This is a genomic window from Nitrospirota bacterium (genome assembly GCA_015233895.1).
Lineage (GTDB): Bacteria > Nitrospirota > Thermodesulfovibrionia > Thermodesulfovibrionales > Magnetobacteriaceae > Magnetomonas.
This window is the reverse complement of record JADFXG010000001.1, coordinates 200,291-223,302: the sequence shown is the minus strand read 5'-3', so window position 1 is coordinate 223,302 and position 23,012 is coordinate 200,291. Positions and strand designations below refer to the sequence as shown.

Genomic DNA, 23,012 nt, shown 5'->3' with positions numbered 1-23,012 from the left:
AAAGGTAAAAATGTCAGGCAACTTTCAGAACATATTATTAGGAGATTTAGCAAGAATTTTCTAACTATTACTGTTGATGACTTATTAGAGATTTCAGGAATTGGGCAAGCTAAAGCTTTACAAATTATTTCAGCAATTTCTTTGGTGAAAAGATTCTATGAAGAGAATAAAGACAGAGACGTTGTTATCAGAAACTCAAATGATGCTTATGCTTTGACTTATGATTTAGGAGATAAAAAAAAGGAATATTTGATTTGCCTCTATCTCAATGCAAGAAATGTTTTAATAAAAAAAGATATTGTCAGTGTGGGTTTACTTGATAAAACACTAATCCATCCGAGAGAAATTTTTTATCCAGCAACTGAATTAAATGCGTCAAGTATAATTTTAGTCCATAACCACCCATCCGGTAATTCCATACCAAGTGAAAAAGATCAGCGAATTGTTACAAGGATTGTGCAAGCAGGAGAAATAATGGGTGTCCCTGTAATTGATTTTATTATTATTTCTGAAAACAAGCATTATAGTTTTTACTTAAACTTAAAAGATTCAGACAACGGCCTTGATTATGTTTCAGATGGGATTCAAACTACCTTGTTTGACCTATTGGAAATAGATAAGCCTCTTTATAATGCAAACATAAAAAAAATTAACAGACCGTATCTTCGCTTTCTTAAAGCTAAGGCAGATACTTTCCAATTACACAACAGAAGATACTTAGGCAATAAATATAAATTACTCGGTTTTATTGAAGATATTGTTATAGAAAAATGCAGTAGTATTAAGTCATTTTGCGATATTTTTGCTGGCACCGGTGTTGTTGGCGAAAGATTTAATAAACCAGAAATAAGAGTTATTTCTAATGATTTTCTATATAGCAATTACGTGTGTCTAAGAGCATTTCTTGGCACAAGAATAAATGTCAGAGATATTGCAGAAAAGATACATTATCTTAACAACTTACAAGTTGAACAAGACAATTATTTTTCAGAGCACTTTGGAAATAATTATTTTTCTTTGGAAAATGCCAGAAAAATTGGGGCTATTCGCGAAGAGATAGAGAAAATAGAGAAAATAGAGGGAGTAAAAAATATTCTTATCTGTTCCTTAATTTACGCTATAGATAAAGTTGCAAATACAGTTGGACATTATGACGCTTTTCGTAAAGATTTGGATATGTTGCAACCCATAAAGTTATTAGTCCCCGATATTGATTATCTAAATAATGGAAATAATGAGGTTTATAAAGAGAATGCAAATATTTTGATTAGACAAATTACTTGCGATGTTCTTTATATTGATCCGCCATACAATTCTCGTCAATATTCTGATGCGTATCATTTATTAGAAAATGTAGCGCAATGGAAAAAACCAACAGTTGAGGGTGTAGCTAAAAAAATGGATCGTTCACACATCAAAAGTTCATATTGTCTAAAAAATGCCATTCAAGCATTTGATGACTTAATTAAAAATGCAAATTGTAAACATATTCTATTTTCTTATAATAATACAGGCGATTCTAAAGATGGACGTTCAAATGCCAGAATGAGTGATAATGATATTTTGCAAATATTGTTAAATAAAGGGGAGGTTGAAATTTTTGAAAGAGATTACAAGGCCTTCAGTACTGGAAAGAGCAATGGCGATGGTAACGCAGAGCGTATTTTTTATTGTAAAGTAAACTAATAATATTAATATGAAAAAAACATGGTCAATAACAACAACTCTGAGAAATCCTGAGCGCTTAAGAGATTTCTTGATCGTTTTAAATCAACTTGGAAATTGCAAATGGGATTTAGAAAACCAAAGAAAATACCAGATTCTTTTGATTAAAGAAAGAATATACGGCTTTGGAAATAATCAATTTTATAATGGATTATCGCAAGTACAAATTGATTTGATTGATGATCCAACCAGAAAAATTTCTTTTGAAGAGGCTGAAAAGATTTTTATTGCTAAAAACTATGAAGATCCTGCAATGAGAGGCAGGCAGTCTATAAACCCGCTTAAGAAATTTGGATTTGTTGTACTAAAAGATAAAAAAATTTTTATTACAAGTTTAGGCAAACTATTTTTAAATGATGACTTTGATCTTGGAGAGATTTTTTTTAGAAGTTTTATAAAGTGGCAAATACCAAATCCTGATAGCGATGATTATAACCTTAAAGACGGATACGACATAAAACCGTTTATCGGTATCCTTCACCTTATTCAAAAAGTAAATAACAAATCAGGGATTTTAGCAGAAAAAGAAAAGGGAATTAGTAAGGAGGAATTTTCTTTATTTTGTCCAACGCTTGTTAATTATAAAGACATAGACTCGTATTCCGAAAAAATTATTTCGTTGAGAAAAAAACTAAAAGGTAAAACAAGGCAGGAACAAAAAACTATTTTTAGTAAATATAGAGATGTTTTTGCAGAAGAATTTTTACAGACAACAGATACTATAAAAATTCAAAAACTCTTAAAAAACCTAAAAGATTATGGAGATAATGCAATTAGATATTTTCGTTTGACACGTTATATTTACATCCGAGGAGGTGGTGTTTATATTGATTTAGAGCCACGACGGTCAATAGAAATTAAGAACCTGCTTAATTTTGATAATGCACAATCAAAAGTTTTTATCTCAAAAAAGGATTATATAGAGTATATTTCCAACATTTCCAAACCAAAACTGCCATGGGAAACTATTGAAAAACTTATTGAAATTGCTGTAACGCTAATAGACGACATAAGGTTGTACGAAAAGGAAACAGGAATAACACCGAAGTCGTTTTTGAATTATAAGGATTTAGAGGAGGATGGTTTAAAAAGATTTATTAGTGATTTACGAAACTACCGAAGGGAACTACAAGATAAACAAAACCAACAAAAAACACAAGAAATTGAGCAAATAAAAATATGCATTAACGATTTAGAAAATATCTTTAAGGCTGATGATAGGCCAATTTTATTAGAAAAACTTCTATCGCTTGGACTTAATGCGCTAAATGATGCATTGAAAATCAAACCGAATTATCCCGTGGGCGATGATAATGAGCCAACTTTTACTGCCCCTGCAAATATTCCGGACATTGAATGTTTTTATGAAAACTACAATGCTATTTGTGAGGTTACAATGCTTACAGGACGTAATCAGTGGTACAATGAAGGACAGCCGGTAATGCGTCATTTAAGAGATTTCGAGAACAAACATATTGATAAAAGTACTTATTGCTTATTCGTTGCTCCAAAACTGCACAGAGACACAATAAATACTTTTTGGACTGCAATTAAATATGAATATGAGGGGCGTAAACAAAAAATTGTTCCATTATCAATTAATAATTTCATTGAGCTTTTAAAAATACTTGTTGAGATAAAAAAACACGGAAAGCTTTTAAAACATAATGACCTTTTTCGTCTCTATGATAAGATTTTAGAAAAGTCGGAGGTCTTGTCAGATTCAAATGAGTGGGTAAAAAGTGTACAAAAGAGTATTACGTCCTGGCAGGAAAGCCTTACTTTTTAGTTATGAAAAAAAATATAATTTACAATGACGATTGTATAAAATGTTTAAATCATGAAATTGATGAAAACTCAATTGATCTTATTTTTGCCGATCCGCCTTATAACCTTTCCGGTAACGCTTTGAAATGGAAAGGGAATAAAACCGGAGGAGATTGGTACATGGTCAATGAACACTGGGACAAGATGACAGCACCCGACTATTTGCAGTTTACCAGAAAATGGATTGCTGGCTGTCATAGCGTCTTGAAAGAAACGGGGTCAATTTATATTGCGTGTAGTTACCACAATATAGCAGAATTAATAATTGTTTTAAAACAACTCGATTTTAAGATAAACAATATCATCACATGGTATAAGACAAACGCAATGCCAAATATGACAAAACGTGTCTTTACCCATTCAACTGAATTTGTTGTTTGGGCAGTTAAAGGCTCCGGGTGGACTTTTAATTATGAAAAAATAAAGGCAATTAATCCGGAAAAACAAAAAAATGGGGAAGAGAAGCAAATGCGTGATTTATGGGAAATGCCGTTGGTTCAGGGCAAAGAACGAGCAAGAGGCGAAGACGGAAAAGCCTTGCATCCAACGCAAAAACCAGAAGAGATGTTAAAAAGGATCATTTTAGCAAGCTCAAATGAGAATGATATTGTCTTGGACCCATTTTTGGGAAGTGGAACAACTGCTGTTGTAGCTCAAAAATATGGCCGGAACTGGATTGGAATCGAGAAAGAACCGCAATATGTGAGGATCGCTGAAAAAAGATTAAGGGGAGAACACACTTAATATGGTAAGAGAAGGTGAATCTGTAAAGGTTAATATAACATAAAGAAGAGTAAAGCAAAACAGCCATGTTTTGTTGCCTTGGGTCTCAGACCCCTTGAAATTTATGCCATACTATCTATATAATTATGCCACAATGTTGTCAAAGATAATCAGCAGTACGGTGATAGGGATAGATGCCTATATTGTGGAGGTGGAGGTAGACATAGCGTCAAAGGGTTTTCCGGTCTTTTCGATAGTAGGGCTTCCCGATATGGCGGTTAAAGAAAGTAAGGAGCGGGTGAGAGCGGCACTTAAAAATATCGGATTTTCGTTTCCGCTTAAGAGAATCACGGTTAACCTTGCTCCCGCCGATCTGAAAAAAGAGGGCGCCTCGTTTGATCTTGCTATTGCTATTGGTATTATGGCAGCCGAGGGCGCCATCCCCGCAGAAAAATTAAATGATTACATCCTGACCGGAGAGCTTTCGCTTGATGGCAGCATAAAACCCGTAAAGGGGAGTCTGTCGGTTTCAATTAAGTCAAGGGAGTTAAACTATAAAGGGGTAATTCTGCCTGCGGAAAATGCACCAGAGGCGGCAATTGTTGACGGTGTGTCGGTCTATGGAATGAAGAGTCTTAGCGGTGTTGTTGATTTCTTAAATGGCCAGGAACTTTCAAGTTATCCAACTGTAGATTTGGCGGCAATGGATAATAGCGGATTTTTGTATGAAGAAGACTTTCAAGATGTAAAGGGTCAGGAACACGCCAAACGTGCGCTTGAGGTAGCGGCCTCAGGCGGCCATAACATCATAATGATGGGGCCTCCGGGCTCTGGTAAAACCATGCTGGCACGCAGAATTCCATCAATCCTCCCCCCCATGACAGTTACCGAGGTAATTGAGGCAACACAAATCTACAGTGTGGCAGGCCTTCTGAGAGATAAACAACCCCTTGTAGCAACTAGACCGTTTCGCTCCCCTCATCACACAATATCTGATGCCGCACTGATTGGAGGCGGACACATTCCCCGTCCCGGTGAGGTCTCACTGTCTCATCACGGCGTATTGTTTTTGGATGAGCTGCCGGAGTTTAAAAGAAACGTTATCGAGGCTCTCAGGCAACCCATGGAAGACGGCGAGATAACCGTCTCCCGCGTAGCCTCCACAATTAATCTACCTGCCCGATTTATGCTTGTAGCCTCTATGAATCCTTGTCCATGCGGAAGATTTGGCGACTCCCGCCAACCCTGTTCGTGCTCTCCCCCGCAAATCCATAAGTACAGGGCAAGAATATCCGGCCCCCTTCTGGACAGATTTGATATACACATCGAGGTGCCGGCTGTGCCGTATAAGGACTTATCGTCTAACTATTCGGGTGAGAAATCAGATCAAATCAGAAAACGCATAACAGAGGCCAGAAAAATTCAGTTAGAGCGGTTTGCACACGACAAGATATTTTCTAACGCTCAAATGAAGACCCGCCAAATAAAAAAATACTGCACCCTTAACGACTCTGCCACAGAGCTTCTTGATATGGCCATGCAGCGCCTTGCGCTTTCCGCCAGAGCATACTCAAGAATCATAAAACTCTCACGGACAATTGCCGACCTTGATGCCTCATCGGAAATAAAAGCCCACCACGTCTCGGAGGCTATTCAGTACAGAGCCCTCGACAGATCTGTACATTAATGATAGTTTTTTCGGAGGCTTTTAATAAGATTGTCGCAATATGTCTATAGATAAACCCAATAGCGGAATTGTTTTTTTCTTAAAACGAGAATACGTTTTAATACTTCCTGTTGTTGCAGGATGTTTCCTTCGTTTATACATGATAACTGAGCAAATCATTGCCGATGATGAGTGGCATGGAATTCATGCTATTTTTACGTTTAGTTACCACCATATATTCTCTCATTTTGGATTCTGCGACTACTGCATTCCTCTTGCCGCATATTATAAATTTATGGCTGAAAACTTTTTTCTTTCTGAAATGGTAGTGCGCACTCCTGAGTTGTTTTTTGGCATTATCTCGCTTGTTATTTTTCCTCTTGTTGTACGCAATCTTATAAACCGCAGGGTTGGAAATGTTTTTGCCTGTTTTTTAGCAATATCTCCTATACATATCTTCTACAGCCGGTATGCCAGGCCTTATGTTATTGTCGTGTTTTTTTCGTTTTTAGGTCTTATCGCTTTCTATAAGTGGCTGCACGGCGGCAGGGACAAACGATGGTTATGGACGTACATTGTTTGTGCCATTATTGGCCCGTATTTTCACCTTACGGTTTTGCCTGTTTTGTTTGCACCATTGTGTATTTTGGTAGGAGATAAATTGATATATAAAAACGACATCCCTGTTAAAGAAATAATTAAATTGTTTGTTATTGTGTTAGCAGCTCTGGGCATATTGTTATCGTTACCTGTAGTAGTAGGAATGAGTGATCTTAGTGGGAAATTAGGGCATGACAGGGTATCGCTTGATACTGTTTATGAAACATTTAAGTTATTCATAGGGGTTTATAATTATTGGATACTTTATTTGGCTTTACCGTTAATAATTGCTGGAATACTGTCAATTGTAAAATTTCCGAAAAAATTCCTGCTCTATCTGTCTATTTTGTTTGTTTTGCAGTTAGTTTTCAGTATTTTTTCCAATTCCAGCAATATTTCGATACCAATGGTACTTGCCAGATACTGTCTGTCTTTGCAACCTTTTGTTATCTTGTTACTTTCTGCAGGATTTATCGCTTTTTACGATTTTATCAAAAATATCACAAAATCCAGGATATTTTCTTATATGGTTTCCTTTACGGTTTTTGCTTTGTTTGTTTTTTTTTATCCATTAAAAAACATTTATTACTTTCCTAATAACTGGACAAATCATCCTAAATTTCAGGCTTATTATGGCGATACAAACCCTGAGTACAGTTTACATCCCGAAAAAATTCCAAAGTTTTATTATCAGTTGGCAACACTACCTAAAGGCAACATAACTATCTTAGAAGTTCCATGGTACTATGAATGGAGCTGTAACACTAACTATACTAACTATCAGTTCATACATGGCCAATATGTTATGATAGGGTTTGTTGGCGGCCTCTATGCTTGGACACGATCGGGTGAGCTTCCAGTTCTAAAAAAAGGAATTGCCTTCAGGCATTTTTATCATGTAAGCCTTTATAAATCATTACCCTCAAAAATAAAATACGTAGTATTTCATAAAAATCTTCAAAAAGAGACAGGATATCCCGTAGAGTATATAGATGTTACGCCGTGGATTAAAACTTATACCGACGTGTTTGGTAAACCGGTTTATGAAGACAGTTTGATTGTAGTTTTTGACGTGTTATCCTAATTCTAATTCAATCGTCTAACTTCGTTGGCATCGTCAAAAAGCTCCTCAACGTACTAAAAGTACGCCTGCGTCGCTTTCTCCTTGCCGCCTTGTTATACTTCTGAATTAAAATTAGAATTACGAGACAAGTTTAAGTTATAGGTGCAGCGGATTTTGGTATATGATTTTTATTGACATAGTTGAGTTGTTTTGTTAGCATACGTGTTGCACAGTTGCAACGTCCGGAGATACAGCATAAATTATTATTTGAACAAGGAGGCGTTGACGTGGAAGTGTTGTACGATCTCTGCATAGTTGGCGGCTTAGGGCACATTGGGCTGCCTATGGGCATAACTATGGCAAAAGCTGGTAAACGCGTCCTGCTAATAGATATAAACCCGGAGGCTATTAAAACTGTCTCTGGCGGTAAGGTGCCGTTTATGGAATCAGGTGCTGAGGGTGCCCTCAAAGAGGTGCTGAACAAGACTCTGTTCATTTCAAATAATAACGCCGATATCCGTCTGTGTAAGTTTGTCGTTATTGTAATTGGCACTCCGGTGGATGAGCATTTGAACCCTCAATTTACAATTTTCAAAAAGCTGTTTTTATCTCTTATGGATAATATCTCAGACACCCATCACATTATACTCAGAAGCACCGTGTATCCGGGAACTACGGAAAGAATTCGGGATTTTTTACAGTCATACGGCAAGCACGTCTCACTGACCTTCTGTCCGGAAAGAATCGCAGAGGGTAAAGCCATGGAGGAGCTAAGCAGTCTGCCACAGATAATAGGAGCCTTTGATGATAAATCATTTAATGAGGCAAGCGGATTTTTTAGCGCCCTCACCACAGACATTATCCGGCTGAATCCTCTTGAAGCAGAATTAACAAAACTCTTTACAAACGTATGGCGATATATTCTTTTTTCGATTTCAAACCAGTTTTATCAGGTGGCTACCCAAAACGATGTTGATTTCTATAAGGTATATAATGCGGCAGTACACCATTACCCAAGGATGGCAGGGTTTGCCAAAGCAGGATTTGCTGCAGGCCCGTGCCTTTTTAAAGACACCATGCAGCTTGCCGCCTTCAGCAATAATAAGTTTTTCCTTGGCCATGCCGCTATGCTCATTAACGAGGGACTGCCTAATTTCATCGTTGGCCGCCTGAAAGACAAGTATAATCTTAAGGAAAAGCGGGTGGGAATCATCGGAATGGCCTTTAAAGGGGATATAGACGATGAGAGGGAGTCACTTTCTTATAAACTTAAAAAAATCCTTGAGTTTGAGGCAAAAGAGGTGCTCTGCACTGACCCATATGTCAGAGATGACAGACTTATATCGTTAGATGAATGTATTGAGGCATCTGATATTCTGATACTTGGCGCTCCTCACAGCAACTACAAGGGGCTCAAAATTGACAAAACATCAAAGGTGCTGGTGGATATATGGAATTTTTTTGGTGAAGGGGGATATTTCTAATTATGAAGATACTGGTAACGGGGTCAGCCGGATTTGTTGGCGGCTATCTGGTTGAGGAGCTGCTTAATTGCGGGCATGAGGTTGTTGGAATTGACAACTTCTCTAAATACGGCAAAGTGGAAAAAAGTTATGATACTAACCCATCGTACCGGTTTGTTGAGGGCGATGTTAAAAATGTGGATTTGCTTAAGGAGTTAATATCGGATTGTGACCAGATGGCGGCAATTGCTGCAATCATTGGCGGCATATCAATGTTTCATGAGCTGGCGTACGACCTTATAGCTGAAAACGAAAGAATCACAGCGGCATCGTTTGATGCGGCACTCTGGGCATTTAAAAACAAGAAGTTGAAAAAGATAAATGTTCTTTCATCCTCTATGGTTTTTGAAAGCACCAGCACATACCCAACCCCTGAGGGAGAACAGCTAAAATGTCCTCCGCCTCTTTCCACATACGGGTTTCAGAAACTTGCCTGTGAGTACTTCGCTAAGGGTGCGCACGAACAATACGGGTTGCCCTATACGATAATAAGGCCGTTTAACGCCGTTGGTATTGGAGAGAAGAGAGCAAAAGTGGAGAGGGAGATTCTCTCCGGTAACGTGAAACTTGCCATGAGCCACGTTGTCCCGGACATTGTGCAAAAGGTACTAAAGGGACAAGACCCGCTTCACATACTGGGCAGTGGCAATCAAATCCGCCACTACACCTATGCCGGAGACCTGGCAAGAGGAATCCGCATGTGTATAGAAAATGAAAAATCCATTAACGATGACTTTAACATATCCACCGCTCAGTCAACCACAGTAATCGAATTGTCTGAAATGATCTGGAATAAGATAAACACCGGCAAACCATTTCGATACGTATCCGATAAACCGTTTCAGTACGATGTACAAAAGCGCGTACCAAATGTTGAAAAGGCAAAGCGGATTTTAGGGTTTGAGGCAACAACAACTCTCAGTGAATCGCTTGATGAGGTAATCCCGTGGATAGCCGAGCAGATAAAGATAGGTGGAATTTAGTTTAAGTTACATTAATTATCAAAATGATAAAGAATAAACTTGCCATAATCATACCTGTTTTTAATGAAGCGGAAAACATATCTGCTACAATTTCGGTGATAGAAAATACGGTTAAAACCCCTCATGTCATATACATTGTGTATGACAATGACGATGATAACACGGTGCCAGTGGTAAAAGCGTTAAAGGAAAACGGGGCAGCGGTGGAGCTCTTGAAAAACCCCCAAAAAGGTGCCTGTGAGGCAATCAAATGGGGATTAAAAACTGCCATTGGTGATTATAAACTTGTTACGATGGCAGACATGTCTGACGACTACGGTGATGTTGATAAAATGTGCAGCTTGATGGATGCCGGGTTTGATCTTGTCTGCGGCAGCAGGTATTGCAAAGGAGGAAAGCAAATAGGTGGCGGCATAATAAAAAAAACAATGTCACGAACTGCAGGACTTACGCTTAAACTGCTTGCCGGTGTTCCAACCTATGATGCTACAAACAGTTTTAAACTTTACCGGAGTACGATGCTTGATACATTTGAAATACAAAGTGACGGCGGGTTTGAGATTGGGCTGGAAATAATAGCAAAGGCTTACACATCAGGATATAAAATCACCGAGGTTCCAACCACATGGAAAGACAGAGAAAAGGGACAGTCACGGTTTAAGATTATACAATGGCTTCCTAAATATCTAAAATGGTACTTTTACGCTATAAGTCATTAGTCTGTTTTGGGCATCAGGGCAAGGTGTCTGAGTATGGTGCGTCTTGTGGCAGGCGAGGTATCCGGCTTAAAAAACTTACCTTTGGTTTTAAGTCCAACGGGTGTTTTCTTTTTAGATAATTCAACTATTAAGTAAGTTATACCGGAAATTTTAGTTTCTACCGACTCAGACGGAAAATTTTCAAAATCAATCACTATCGGCTGAAACGTCAGCGAGGACAATTCTTTAGTCTTAAGTTTGCCTGTGCGTGCTGTTGCTTTCCAGTGAACGTATTTAAGAGGATCACCAGCCACGTAATCCCGTACTGAGATTAGCTCTGAGTCATAGCCTGCTCTGTCTGAGGAACTCTCACCTTTGGAAAGTCTTGTTTTTTCACTTACCACGGGGATGCTGCACCTGAGTGGTTCCGGATATATTATTATATCGGTTTTAGTTTCTAACTGACGGTATCTGGTAAACAGGTTAAAGGGGTAAACCGAGGAAACCTCTATGGAGTCTATGGTTGTAAGGCCTCTTTGAGGAAACTGCATCTGCACGGTTTTTTGCTCTTTAGCGTTTGGTGCAACGTATGGAAACAGAATTTCGTTACCGCTGACTCGGACTCTTACAAGGGAGGCAGGCAGATATGTCTTTTGATTAATCAGCGTTACACGCAGTGGAAACTCCATGTTAGCATACAAATCATCAGGAAACTCAATCACGGCCTGAAGTTTAGAGATATTTTTTCTGCCAAACGCTCCGGAGATGGCCATAAAACTTAAAATCGCAGCAGTTATAAGGTATATGAGATTGTTGCCCGTGTTGGTGGCTGAAACACCGATAAGTATTGACAATACGATATATATAGTACCGGCTTTATTAACTTTTATTATAGAGGGGTGGGAATTTTTTCTAAGAGCGATCTTATTATCTCCCTTTTGCTATCTGTGTCAAGCTCCTCCTTAAAGAGCACCCTGTGTGGGATGGTAAACTCCGCCAGCGCTTTTATATCCTCAGGGATAACGTAATCTCTGCCGTTAAAGAAGGCATGTGACCTGGCTGTGTTGGCTAAGGCCAGTGCACCGCGGGTGGATACTCCGGCTGTAAGGTGTTTGCTGGTTCGTGTTGCTTCTATTATGTTTATTGAATAGTCAAGGATTTTTTCTGATATATAAACGTTCTTACGAATGGCGTCCTGAATGTTAGTACATTCCTCACTGTTTAAAAACGGCTTTAACGCATACAACTCCTCGCGTCTGCTGCCTCCTCTCATGATATCCATCTCGGCTGCCCTGTGCGGATAACCGATACCGATTTTCATCATAAACCTGTCCAGTTGAGACTCAGGCAGGGGGAAAGTCCCGTAGTGTTCGATGGGATTTTGGGTGGCTATAACAAAGAAAGGCCTGGAGAGCTTATAGGTGGTCTCCTCAACAGTTACCTGTTTTTCCCCCATAGCTTCAAGGAGAGCGCTTTGGGTCTTGGGGGTTGCCCTGTTTATCTCATCAACGAGAACGATGTTGCTGAAAATCGGTCCCTTACGAAATTCAAATTCACCCTTAGTCTTGTTAAAAATAGAAAGGCCTGTAATGTCTGTTGGCAGAAGGTCGCTTGTGCACTGAATTCTGCCAAATGTGAGCCCTAGTGCCCGCGCTATGCCAATAGCCAGTGTTGTTTTACCAAGCCCCGGCAAGTCTTCAATGAGAAGATGTCCGCGTGAAAAAAAAGATATCAGAGATAATTTTAAAGCATTTTCCTTACCTTGAAGATACTTTGAAAGTTCTCTTAAAATCCCCGCAATGGCTTCATTTTTAATTTCCGTCATATTCTTGCAGTATGGTAACACAGGATGCTTTGAAGTTGCAAAGATGAAATTTTCCCGCCGGCAACGAATTTTATCTAAATTATACCTGTTGATAAAAACACACAATCAATGATATATTTCATGGTGGTGGTGTTGAAGCGATGAAGATGCGAGTACTCAGGATATCAGGGTCTATGGTAGGTAAACCCCTCGAGAAGCCGATTTATGACGAAAACGGCCAATTGATGCTTGGGCGCGGTTATGTCATGACCGAAAAGGATGTTGCCAAAATCTCCCGCGCACTTGTGATAGATCCAGAGGGAGATGACGCTGTACTTGAAGAGGACGAAGACATTGACATAGAGAAGATAGTTGACTCTGACCTGCCGTTTGAAAACCTTGACCTTTTAAACATAAAAATAGATGGATTATTTGAAAACCTAAAAAGAGAAAGAGAGCTTCAGAAGAAAATCCACAATTCTGCCAAAATTGTACAGGATGTCTGCTCTATTGATGAGGACCTAGCCCTTGGAACCATTATGCTTGAACATGAGTCCCGATACACGGTCAAGCATCCCATTCACACAGCCATAGTGTGCGAAATAGTTGCCAAGAAAATGGGTTGGAGTCAGGAGGGCCGTACATCTCTGATATGTGCTGCTTTAACTATGAATATAGCTATGGTAGAACTTCAGGAAAGACTTCACTTTCAGGAGGAGGCGCTCTCTCCCTTTCAGAAAGAGGAGATAAACAAACACCCGTTAGAGGGTGTTAAGCTCTTGAAACGGCATGGCGTTACAGATGACGTGTGGCTTACAGCCGTGCTTCAGCACCATGAGATGCTTGACGGTACCGGCTATCCCTCAAAGCTTAAAGACAAGGCGATAGCTGAGGTATCAAGAATAGTGGCGCTGGCTGACATCTATTGTGCCAGAGTTTCCGGCAGGTATTACCGCCAGCCAATGCTTCCTACGGTTGCTTTAAAGGAGCTGTTCCTCAATAAAAACGACAGCCTGGATCCTGATATTTCTGCTGTGTTTATAAAAAACCTTGGCATTTATCCTCCCGGCACCTACGTGCAGCTGGCAAATAATGAAACTGCTATTGTCACACAAAGAGGGGAGAGAATCAACGCTCCTATTGCCTACACAGTCCTCAGGCAAAATAACACAGTGCCGACAGTAGCAATTAAGAGAGATACATCGCTGGACGAATATGCCGTAAAAACCATAGTTCCCCCATCAAAGGTAAAAGTTGTGATAAACCGCTTCCAGCTATGGGGATACGGTGCGTTTAAACGCCCAAAGGTCGCAAAGCGCAAGCAACTAAGAGTGCAGGTCACTATTCCTGCAAAGGTGCTGGAGCTTGCCACTATTTCAACTTATGAGGCCGTAATTTTAAATATAAGCCTTAAAGGGTGTTTTATCAGAATTCAAACCTCAACTGACAAGGAATTCCAATTCAATAAGGATTTCTATGTAACTTTCCGGCTCCTAAACAGAACTCTCGAAAACATACACGCCCTGTCAAGAACCATTCAGCGCAAGTACGACCACTCTCTTATCGGTATGGAATTTATAGAGCTTTCAACTGAGCATAGCGAAATTATCAAGATTTTCATCAACTCTCAGTCTTAGTTCAACTGGTAGCTTTTATAATCCCTCTAATTTATTGAGCACGTCATGTGTACCTATACAGTAAAGCCTATAGAGGCTTCCTTCTTTAGTAAAAACACAGCGATAGAATTTGTCAACGTATAATTCCCAATAATCTGTTCCCTGAATTTTATGAATCTTCAAAGATGGGTGTTGAGGATTTTCCTTAAGAAACTTGAATTGCTTTTTAAATTTTTTTTTAATTTCTTTAGGAAGGTTCTCAAAATCGGACCAAAAATTTGGCTCTACGTCAACTATGATAATGCTTTTCAATCTGTGCCGATTTTTTTCTCAAGTATTTCTATAAACTCATCTATAGTATATTGACTATAATTACCAGTTTTGAAGTTTTCATGAGCACTGGCTATGCGTTGTTGTATTTCCGGTTTACAAAACCAACTCAGGGAAAATGGTATATTAACCGCAGGCTCTAAGATCAACTTCCCATTTTCTACCGATACAGAGAGAGTATCTCCTTCATTTATGTTCAAATCTGCCCTCATTGCCTTAGGAATCGCTACCTGACCCTTTGATGACACAACAACACTTTTCATAAATAATACTAAAATATTCTCGCTTTTTTGTCAACATGTACATACGTCTTTCATCTTTTTAAAATTACTTTTTTAAAGCCAAATTGGTATAATCAAAAATAGAAAACAATAAGGAGGCTCAGCTATGGCACAGTATAAGATTCATCCAATCGTTATGGGGTCAAAGTTGTTTGATAAAACCATGATGACCTATCAGTTCGGCTATGGACAAATGTATAACATCCCAATATACTGCTGGCTGATAGAGGGCGAGGGTGTGAGAATTGTCGTTGATACTGGTGAGGCTGCTCCCGGGCGTTCCGAAGCACGCCAGAAAGCTATTGGCGCCAGGATTTATACTTTTGAAGAGGGGCTTGCAAAATGGAACCTCTCCCCCTCCGATATAAACATTATCCTGCATACACACTTACATAACGACCACTGCGAAAACGATGATAAATGTGTAAACGCTGACATCTACGTCCACGAAAAAGAGCTTGTGAGAGTCCATGAACCCCACCCTCTCGATTTCCGCTACATGGAGGATTATATTGTTGAGGTGGAGGAAAGCGGGCAGATTAAACCGCTTACCAAAGACACTGAAATACTGCCAGGTATTACCATGATTCACACTCCGGCCCACACCGAGGGCGGTATGAGCGTTATGGTTGAAACCCCGGTAGGTAAGGCCGTTATCACGGGGTTTTGCTGTATAATGGAAAATTTCAACCCACCCCCTGCTATAAGAGGAATGGACATGGAGGTTATTCCGCCGGGAACCCACGTTAATGTCTATGACTCCTACGACATATTGCTTAAGGTTAAAGCTATGGCTGATATTCTTTTACCCCTTCATGAGCCTGAATTTGCTGTCATTGACACTATTTAGCGGTTTCAAGGCTTACCGACTCTTTTGTTGCTGATGTGCTGGCTTATTGTGCCAAGTTGCAGTCAGAAGCATAACAAGGCGGCAAGGAGAAAGCGACGCAGGCGTACTTTTAGTACGTTGAGGAGCTTTTGACGCATGCCAACGAAGTTATACCAAGTTGCGCTCAAAAGAGGAGATTGCCACACCCCCTGCGGGGGTTCGCAATGACGGCGTGGGGCTTGTACATGAGCTTCCCTATATGTCATTACGAGGAGCGTAGCGACGTCGTAATCTCCTCTTTAAATTATAGTTTAGATTGCAACTCGGTATTAGGCGATTGAATGCAGCTTGGTATGAAGCAACTTCACACCGGTACCAAGATTCTGATTGTATTTATGCTTACCAGTGTGGTTTGGTTTGCTATTTTGAATTTTGTAAGCGTAACGTATTTCAGAAAAACTCTGGAGGAACTCTTATTAGACAAACTCTCTGTAACAATACGCCAGTACAAGCAAAATACATCTTGCGGACTGCCGGAGTATATCGTGGCAACCCATAAAACACTTACTGAGGAGAGGTCTTTGACATTGTTGGCCGAGGAAAACGTAAACGGAAACCTGATGTACTTTTACGTCAAAAGAGCATACTTTGAGGATAAAATAAGGGATTTTGCCATTATAGTTCTGGGGATAGAGTCCTCGCTGTTTCTTTCCCTGATTCTTATCACGTATTTGATTATTGCCAGATTTGTACGGGACATTGAACACAGCGGGAGGTTTCTTAACCTGCTCCTTCTTTCTTTTAACCACAAGATAGGGAATTTTCTCTCAATTCTGAAAATAAATATTGAGATTCTAAAGGAAAATCCCTGCGAAAAAGGAGCTGTTCAAAGGCTCTCTTCAACTACCGAAAAAATAGAGGGTGATTTAAAACGCACCTTTAAAATGCTCAGAGAAAAGGGGAAAACTGTAAAGGAGGATGTCAATCTGATGGACTGTATCTTAGAAGCAACAGAGTTCTTTGCACTCTCTGACACCAACACCGTCTTTCATTTAAATGTTAAACCGCTTGTTATATCGGCAAATTCCAACGACATCGGAGACATCCTGTATAATCTCATTGACAATGCAGTTAAATACTCAAACGGCTTTGTTAATATAAGAGTGTCGTCAGATGCCCGCTTTGTTTACGTGTTTATCAGAAATGAGCTTGCAGTTAATTCACTAAGGGGGACAGGCCTTGGCATTGAAATAACAAACAACATTCTAAAGCGCTGCAACGGCAAATTAGTATTCCGGCAAAAGGGACAACACTATCTCACTTATGTACGCCTGTCCCTACTTATCAAGAATCTCCCTGACTTTTGACAAGAACTCCTCTGCCAATAACGGTTTTGATATAAAGTCAAAATTCTCTGTTGTGAACTCCCTGCCTGACAAAACATCAAAGGTGTAGCCGCTCATAAACAATGCTTTTACACTCGGTTTTACAGCTTTCATCTCATCGTAGGCTTGTTCTCCGTTCATCTTTGGCATTATAACGTCCAGTATTACCATATGAATCTCTCCGCTGTGTGTTTTATAAGTTTCCACAGCCTCCTTTCCGTCTTCTGTCTCTATAGTTTTATAGCCGGCATCGTGCAGCAGCTCTACCACAATCTTTCTAACCTCAGGGTCATCCTCAACTACCAGGATTGTCTCATCGCCGCCCCTTACCTCTACCTTTTCCACTACCTTCAACCGCTCAGCTCTGATATTTGCTAACGGAAAATACACCTTAAAAGATGTACCTAATTCTGGCTCACTATAGACGTTAATCAGGCCATTATGCTGTTTCACTATTCCATACACTGTGGAAAGTCCCAAACCTGTCCCTTTGCCAATCTCTTTAGTCGTATAGAAGGGCTCATAAATCCTGCTCATAACCTCCGCATCCATTCCGCAGCCGGTATCTGTCACAACTAAAAGAGCATACGGGCCTTTGACATCACGGCGACTTTTACCAATGTACGGCCTGTCAAGCTGAACAAGCACAGTTTTTATAATTAGAAATCCTCCCTCAGGCATGGAATCCCGTGCATTGGCCACAAGGTTTAAAAGCACCTGCTCAAATTGAGAGGGGTCTGCCATTATGCTGGGGTTATCATCTGTTAGTTCCACTCTGAGCTCTGTTTCCTCAGGAATCAGACGCCTCAGTATCGGCTCCACGTGCGATATAACATCGTTTAAATTAACTACTCTGGGTTGAGTTACCTGTTTTCTGCTGAAATCAAGAAGGGACCTTGTAAGATTAGATGCCTTTTCCGAGGCTAACCGTATGCCCTCGGCATATTTTCTTAGTGGATGTACCTCATCCATGTTCTTAAGCATGAGATAAATGTAATTTGTTATTGAAAATAAGATGTTATTGAAATCATGGGCAATCCCACCGGAAAGCTGCCCTATGACCTCCATTTTCTGAGAACGGACAAGCTGTTCTTCAAGCGTTTTGTTCTGCTGCTCTATCTGGTTTTTTATCTTTTCCTTTTCCATATTTTCAAGAGCATACGAAACATCTCCGGATAACTCATCAAGCAGATGGATTTCCTCTTCACTAAAAAAATCCGGCTCCCCGGAGTAAAACATAATGGCTTCTTCGTTTTTTTCAAACACTTTTAAGGGAAACACAGCATAAGACTGATACCCTTGCCTTAGCGCCTCTTCTTTCCTCTTAGCGCAGGGTTCGTTAGAACTGATGTCATTGCATATGTAGAAGGTACCAGTCTGAATGGTTCTTTGAACCGGATCAGGGTTCTTGTCATCACACTTTGAAACGAGGGTCACTGAGTCCGGATATCTCTCTGAATGTCCGTTAAAAGTCAGAGGTTCAAGAGTATTGTTATACTCGTTGTATCTGATTATTGCTACAAACATGAAAGATCCCTGTTCAACACCCACCTTGCATATTTTATCCAGTAGCTCTCCTTTATTGGAAACGTGCACAATCAGATGAGTTGTCTCACTTACAACGGCATACACACGGTTTAAACGGGCAAGGTTACTCTCTATATTTTTCCGCTGATGAATCTCCTCCAAAAGCAACATAGTACGGTTTTCAACCCTCTGTTCGAGTTCGGTATTAATTTTTTGAAGGGAATCCTCGCTTATTTTCAGAGTTCTGAACAACAGGTCAAATGGTTTATTAATGCCCGTCACAACTATCGCTCTATAAATGAAATAGTAGGAGAACACCTTAAAAAAATGGCCTGCCATGTTAATCGAGTCATATAAACCAATGTAAGTTGTAAAGCATAGCTCTGTCAGTATTGCAAAAGATATGGAGGCGGCAGATAGCCTTAAAACATCTTTATCGAAAAAACTCCTTCTCCTAAACAGTAGCAGCAATGAAACTGCTAAAATGCAGCAAATGAGGTATTCACTGCATTTTTTAAATGTGGTAAGCCCGGTTCTTTCTGTATAACATTCTGGAAAATTATTCCATATGAAAATTGTGGCAAACACCAGCATGGTCACAATCACATAAGCACTAAATATATAAAAAGCGCTGAGTCTTTTCTTGTATAAGAGTAGTGGGGCAATAAGCAGGGAAATACTCTCAATGTATCTCGTAGAAATCCATATTTCGATTGTCTCTCCCGTACTGTGAGTGTGTATTAAATTCATACCCTCATAGGTAAGTGTGTGCAATATATCAAGACTGCCGATAAAAAGGTATGAAATGCCAATAAAGAAAAGATAGTTATTTTGCATATACCGGCGTGTGTTCCAGGAAAGAATAAAAATACAAAATGCTATAATCACACAAAACAGCTCAGCAAGGGTATGAAAAACCAAATATCCCCAAAAAGAGCTTGCATACAGCACAGAGATAATTAACCCCCAAAACGGCAAACTGCGGATTAGACTGTAATTGCTTGTTGTTGTGATATTTTCCTCCATATAATAACCTATGCCTTTGTGCTGTTACGCTTTTCTATGCAAGACTATTATAAAGGTGAGTGAGATAAATGTCAAAAAAACATATTATGAATTCATGCTATTTTCCCTTTTATGCAATTTAGAATGAGAACCTCTGTCAATACACACCTGAAAAAACTTGACGTATTTACGTATTTGTGTTATTCTACCGGTGTTTTATAATGACAGTTAATTTTTGGTTTGGGTTTTTAGTCATAACATTTGGTGCTTTTCATAAAATGTACTAAGGAGGTACAGTACAATGGAGGAAAAAAACGGCATTGCAGGAGAGAGCGCACAAGAGGAGGGTTCAGCAGAGCAGTTAGGCGTAGAGGATATTATCTCCCAACGTGAGAAGCTTGATGAGTTATTCAAAAATAAATTCGTAAAAATCATAACAGTGATGTTTACCGACCTTAAAGGCTCAACTGCCCTTGCCGAACAACACGGCGATATGTTTCACAGAACGATACTTAAGCAGCACAACGACATTGTGTTTCCACTCATATCCCAAAACAATGGGACACTCGTAAAAACAATGGGAGACGGCACGATGTCATATTTTGAGGATGCCTCTGATGCAGTAGAGACAGCCGCAGCAATACAACGAGCAATTGATGAGTTTAATCTTGCAAAAATATCAGTAGTCCCTATTCTTATTCGAATCGGCATACATACCGGGCAGGGCATTGTGGAGAAAACAGACATATTTGGAGATGTGGTTAATGTTGCCTCAAGATTTGAAAGTCAGGCCAATCCCAGTGAGATTTATATATCAGAGGAAACATACCATGCTATGAGAGAGCGTGTGAGCGCAAAAATCGCAGCCGGAGAGACTAAGGACGAAATATTCTGCAGGTTTGTTAAGACAACGTCTCTTAAAGGAAAATCCGGCGAGTTTAAGATATACAAAGCCTATTGGAACCCTAATGAAATAGAGAAAGACCTTTCCGCCGAGACTGTCACGGTAAAAACGGAAAAGAAAAAAAGTTCCCAGTATGCAAAAATGATAATCTATCTTGTATTAACGTTTCTTATAGTCTTTATGCTTGTCAAGGGTATCAATATGTTTACGGCTCCTGATGCTCCCCAGAAGCGTACCTTACATCATGGAGTTGATAAGGACACCAATTAAGCACTTTATACGCAAACACTTTATACAAACAAGGCGGGGCTATACAGTTGGCATATATATCGCGTTGGGCGCTGCTGTGCTTCTGTATTTCCATATCATCGGCTTACTCCTGCCCGTTTATGCGCAAGCAATAGTCAGTTGGGGATTGATAGCAATATTAATAGTTTTTAACCGTATTAAAAAGTTTAAATATCCTCCGTGGCGTATTCATTTTATGCTAATAGCTTCTCTCATAACGCTGAGGTATCTGTACTGGCGGACTTTTGAAACGCTTATATATACTGATATTTCAGATTTTATGGGTATGGCGCTACTGTATCTGGCTGAACTTTATGGGATTACTCTACATTTCCTGTCGCTTTTTGTAAGCCTCTGGCCCACAGAAAATGAACCTGTACCGCTGCCTGCTGACACTGCTTTATATCCCTCAGTGGACATATTCATTCCAACGTATAATGAGCCCCTTGAATTAGTCAAAGTAACGGTAATTGCGGCGCTTCAGGTAGATTATCCTAAAGACAAGCTCCACGTCTATGTGCTTGATGACGGCGGCACTATGGCAAGAAGAAGCAATCCTAAGCTTTCTCAGGCGGCATGGGAGCGTCATTATGAATTCAGAAGAATGGCCAGGGAGTTTGGCGCAGGTTACATCACAAGAGAACGAAATATCCATGCTAAAGCCGGTAATCTTAATCATGCTTTTGGATATACTAATTCTGACCTCATACTGATTCTTGATTGCGATCATGTTCCCGCAAAAGACATATTGAAAAACACCGTTGGATATTTCATAAGAGATGAAAAACTTGCCTTTGTACAAACTCCTCACTTTTTTATCAATTCAAGCACAGTGGAGAAAAACCTAGCAGTATTTGCGGATGCGCCAGCTGAAAACGAGATGTTTTACCGCGGAGGGCAGCCCGGGCTTGATTTCTGGAATGCTTCGTTTTTTTGCGGTTCTGCCGCCATTATGAGAAGAAAGTACCTTGTAGAGGTTGGCGGCATTAGCGGAGAAACAATTACAGAGGATGCTGAGACCGCACTGTCTTTGCACGGCATGGGTTATAACAGCATATACTATGGCCGCCCCATGGTTTGCGGTCTTTCCCCTGAGACATTTGATGATTTTATCCTGCAAAGAAGCAGATGGGCACAGGGTATGGTACAGATTTTTATTTTGAAAAACCCGCTTTTTATTAAGGGACTTAAATTTTATCAGCTAATTTGTTATATCAATGACTGCGGTTTTTGGTTTTTTGGAATATCAAGGGTTATTTTCTATGTGGCACCGGCAGCTTTTTTGCTGCTTAACCTTAAGATATTTTTTGCCTCCACATCTCAGGTGCTTATCTATGCGTTACCTCACTTGTTGAGTTCCTTAATTCTTACGGAGTATATTTCAGGAAAGTACAGATGGCCGTTCTTTTCAGACCTGTTTGAAAGCGTACAGTCAATATATCTGTTTCCTGCTGTAATTGGCGTGGTGCTTAATCCTCGTTCCCCTTCATTTAAGGTGACGCCTAAGGGCCAAACATCCGAGAGTGAATCGTTAAGTAAAATGGCGATTCCTTTTTTAATTATGACTACAATAATGTTCATAGCCGTGCCGGTTGCCATTATAAGGTGGTTTGAGTTTCCTTTGTACAGAGATGTTATAGCTGTTACGTCAGCATGGAGCGTCTTTAACTTAATTTTGGCAATGGCCTCGCTGGGAGCATTTTTTGAACGCCGGCAAGTGCGCCGCCATCATCGTTTATGGGCAAATTATAAGACAAGCGTTTACTTGCCGCAATCAAATGAACCTGTTGCGGGATTAATTACTGACCTCTCCCTCTCTGGCGCAAGTGTTGAGCTTGGTCTTTCAGTTTCTTTAAAACAACTTGATGAAGTTACCATCTCCTTTAGTGATAGTTACGGAAACCAATATTCTGTTCAGGCAAGAGTTCAGAGAATTTTCAAAAAGGGAACCTATATTCTTTGTGGTTGTGAGTTTATTGTTTTAAATGAGGAAACATTTAAAAACATCGTAGGGTTGGTTTATGGTGACAGCCAAAGGTGGGTGGATTTCTGGAATAAAAGAAGAAAGACTCCAAATACCTTAAGGATAGTTTTCGTCCTCTTAACCCTGGGAATAACAGGCACTAAAAAAAGCTTTGCAGCTGTTTTTCAGATGATTTTTCAGTTAATCAAACGACAGTGGAAATATCTAAGGCCAAACCGGGGTACTGTTTGACATATATATCGAAATTGTGT

Annotated in this window: 17 protein-coding genes; 13 read left to right on the top strand and 4 right to left on the bottom strand. The window is 39.8% G+C overall.

Annotation, left to right across the window (positions count from 1 at the left end; translation table 11 throughout):
* Positions 1-474: 474 nt before the first annotated feature.
* The 8 genes from HQK88_00975 to HQK88_00940 all read left to right on the top strand — a co-directional run bounded on the left by HQK88_00975 (position 475) and on the right by HQK88_00940 (position 10,829).
* The gene (locus tag HQK88_00975; protein MBF0615367.1) at positions 475-1,686 is read left to right on the top strand and encodes a DNA adenine methylase; all 1,212 of its coding nucleotides are present in this window, start codon (positions 475-477) and stop codon (positions 1,684-1,686) included.
* Positions 1,687-1,696: 10 nt separating this feature from the next.
* Positions 1,697-3,514: an AlwI family type II restriction endonuclease gene (locus tag HQK88_00970; GenBank protein ID MBF0615366.1), complete on the top strand. Its 1,818-nt coding sequence runs from the start codon at positions 1,697-1,699 to the stop codon at positions 3,512-3,514.
* Positions 3,515-3,516: 2 nt separating this feature from the next.
* A complete protein-coding gene (locus tag HQK88_00965; GenBank protein MBF0615365.1) occupies positions 3,517-4,296 on the top strand; it encodes a site-specific DNA-methyltransferase in 780 nt (259 codons plus the stop codon).
* Between the two features lie 133 nt (positions 4,297-4,429).
* Positions 4,430-5,962, top strand: coding sequence for a YifB family Mg chelatase-like AAA ATPase (locus tag HQK88_00960; GenBank protein MBF0615364.1), 1,533 nt, complete (start codon positions 4,430-4,432; stop codon positions 5,960-5,962).
* Between the two features lie 40 nt (positions 5,963-6,002).
* Entirely contained in the window at positions 6,003-7,625 is a 1,623-nt protein-coding gene (locus tag HQK88_00955; GenBank protein MBF0615363.1) for a glycosyltransferase family 39 protein, read from the top strand.
* Positions 7,626-7,900: 275 nt separating this feature from the next.
* The gene (locus HQK88_00950) at positions 7,901-9,088 is read left to right on the top strand and encodes a nucleotide sugar dehydrogenase (GenBank protein MBF0615362.1); all 1,188 of its coding nucleotides are present in this window, start codon (positions 7,901-7,903) and stop codon (positions 9,086-9,088) included.
* 2 nt (positions 9,089-9,090) lie between these two features.
* A complete protein-coding gene (locus HQK88_00945) occupies positions 9,091-10,110 on the top strand; it encodes an NAD-dependent epimerase/dehydratase family protein (protein ID MBF0615361.1) in 1,020 nt (339 codons plus the stop codon).
* A 23-nt stretch (positions 10,111-10,133) separates the two neighbouring features.
* On the top strand, positions 10,134-10,829 hold the full coding sequence (locus HQK88_00940; GenBank protein MBF0615360.1) for a glycosyltransferase: 696 nt from the start codon (positions 10,134-10,136) through the stop codon (positions 10,827-10,829).
* Here the strand turns inward: HQK88_00940 and HQK88_00935 are convergent.
* On the bottom strand, positions 10,826-11,662 hold the full coding sequence (locus tag HQK88_00935; protein ID MBF0615359.1) for a DUF58 domain-containing protein: 837 nt from the start codon (positions 11,660-11,662) through the stop codon (positions 10,826-10,828). The two genes, HQK88_00940 and HQK88_00935, sit on opposite strands and share 4 nt — an antisense overlap.
* Before the next feature lie 35 nt (positions 11,663-11,697).
* Positions 11,698-12,633, bottom strand: a complete 936-nt coding sequence (locus tag HQK88_00930) for a MoxR family ATPase (GenBank protein ID MBF0615358.1) — start codon at positions 12,631-12,633, stop codon at positions 11,698-11,700.
* 140 nt (positions 12,634-12,773) lie between these two features.
* On the opposite strand from HQK88_00930, the gene HQK88_00925 reads away from it, so the two are divergent.
* Entirely contained in the window at positions 12,774-14,249 is a 1,476-nt protein-coding gene (locus HQK88_00925; GenBank protein MBF0615357.1) for a PilZ domain-containing protein, read from the top strand.
* A 287-nt stretch (positions 14,250-14,536) separates the two neighbouring features.
* On the opposite strand, the gene HQK88_00920 is transcribed toward HQK88_00925, so the two are convergent.
* Positions 14,537-14,821, bottom strand: coding sequence for an AbrB/MazE/SpoVT family DNA-binding domain-containing protein (locus tag HQK88_00920; GenBank protein ID MBF0615356.1), 285 nt, complete (start codon positions 14,819-14,821; stop codon positions 14,537-14,539).
* A 124-nt stretch (positions 14,822-14,945) separates the two neighbouring features.
* On the opposite strand from HQK88_00920, the gene HQK88_00915 reads away from it, so the two are divergent.
* Both HQK88_00915 and HQK88_00910 read left to right on the top strand, forming a co-directional pair.
* On the top strand, positions 14,946-15,689 hold the full coding sequence (locus HQK88_00915; GenBank protein MBF0615355.1) for an N-acyl homoserine lactonase family protein: 744 nt from the start codon (positions 14,946-14,948) through the stop codon (positions 15,687-15,689).
* 332 nt (positions 15,690-16,021) lie between these two features.
* A complete protein-coding gene (locus HQK88_00910) occupies positions 16,022-17,035 on the top strand; it encodes a HAMP domain-containing histidine kinase (protein ID MBF0615354.1) in 1,014 nt (337 codons plus the stop codon).
* Here the strand turns inward: HQK88_00910 and HQK88_00905 are convergent.
* Positions 17,006-19,531 (bottom strand): response regulator, encoded by a 2,526-nt coding sequence (locus HQK88_00905; protein ID MBF0615353.1) that lies wholly within the window; start codon positions 19,529-19,531, stop codon positions 17,006-17,008. The two genes, HQK88_00910 and HQK88_00905, sit on opposite strands and share 30 nt — an antisense overlap.
* A 355-nt stretch (positions 19,532-19,886) precedes the next feature.
* On the opposite strand from HQK88_00905, the gene HQK88_00900 reads away from it, so the two are divergent.
* Together HQK88_00900 and bcsA are read left to right on the top strand one after the other, a co-directional pair.
* A complete protein-coding gene (locus tag HQK88_00900) occupies positions 19,887-20,759 on the top strand; it encodes an adenylate/guanylate cyclase domain-containing protein (GenBank protein MBF0615352.1) in 873 nt (290 codons plus the stop codon).
* Positions 20,734-22,992, top strand: a complete 2,259-nt coding sequence (bcsA, locus tag HQK88_00895) for a UDP-forming cellulose synthase catalytic subunit (protein MBF0615351.1) — start codon at positions 20,734-20,736, stop codon at positions 22,990-22,992. Before HQK88_00900 ends, bcsA begins: the two co-directional genes overlap by 26 nt.
* Positions 22,993-23,012 lie beyond the last annotated feature (20 nt).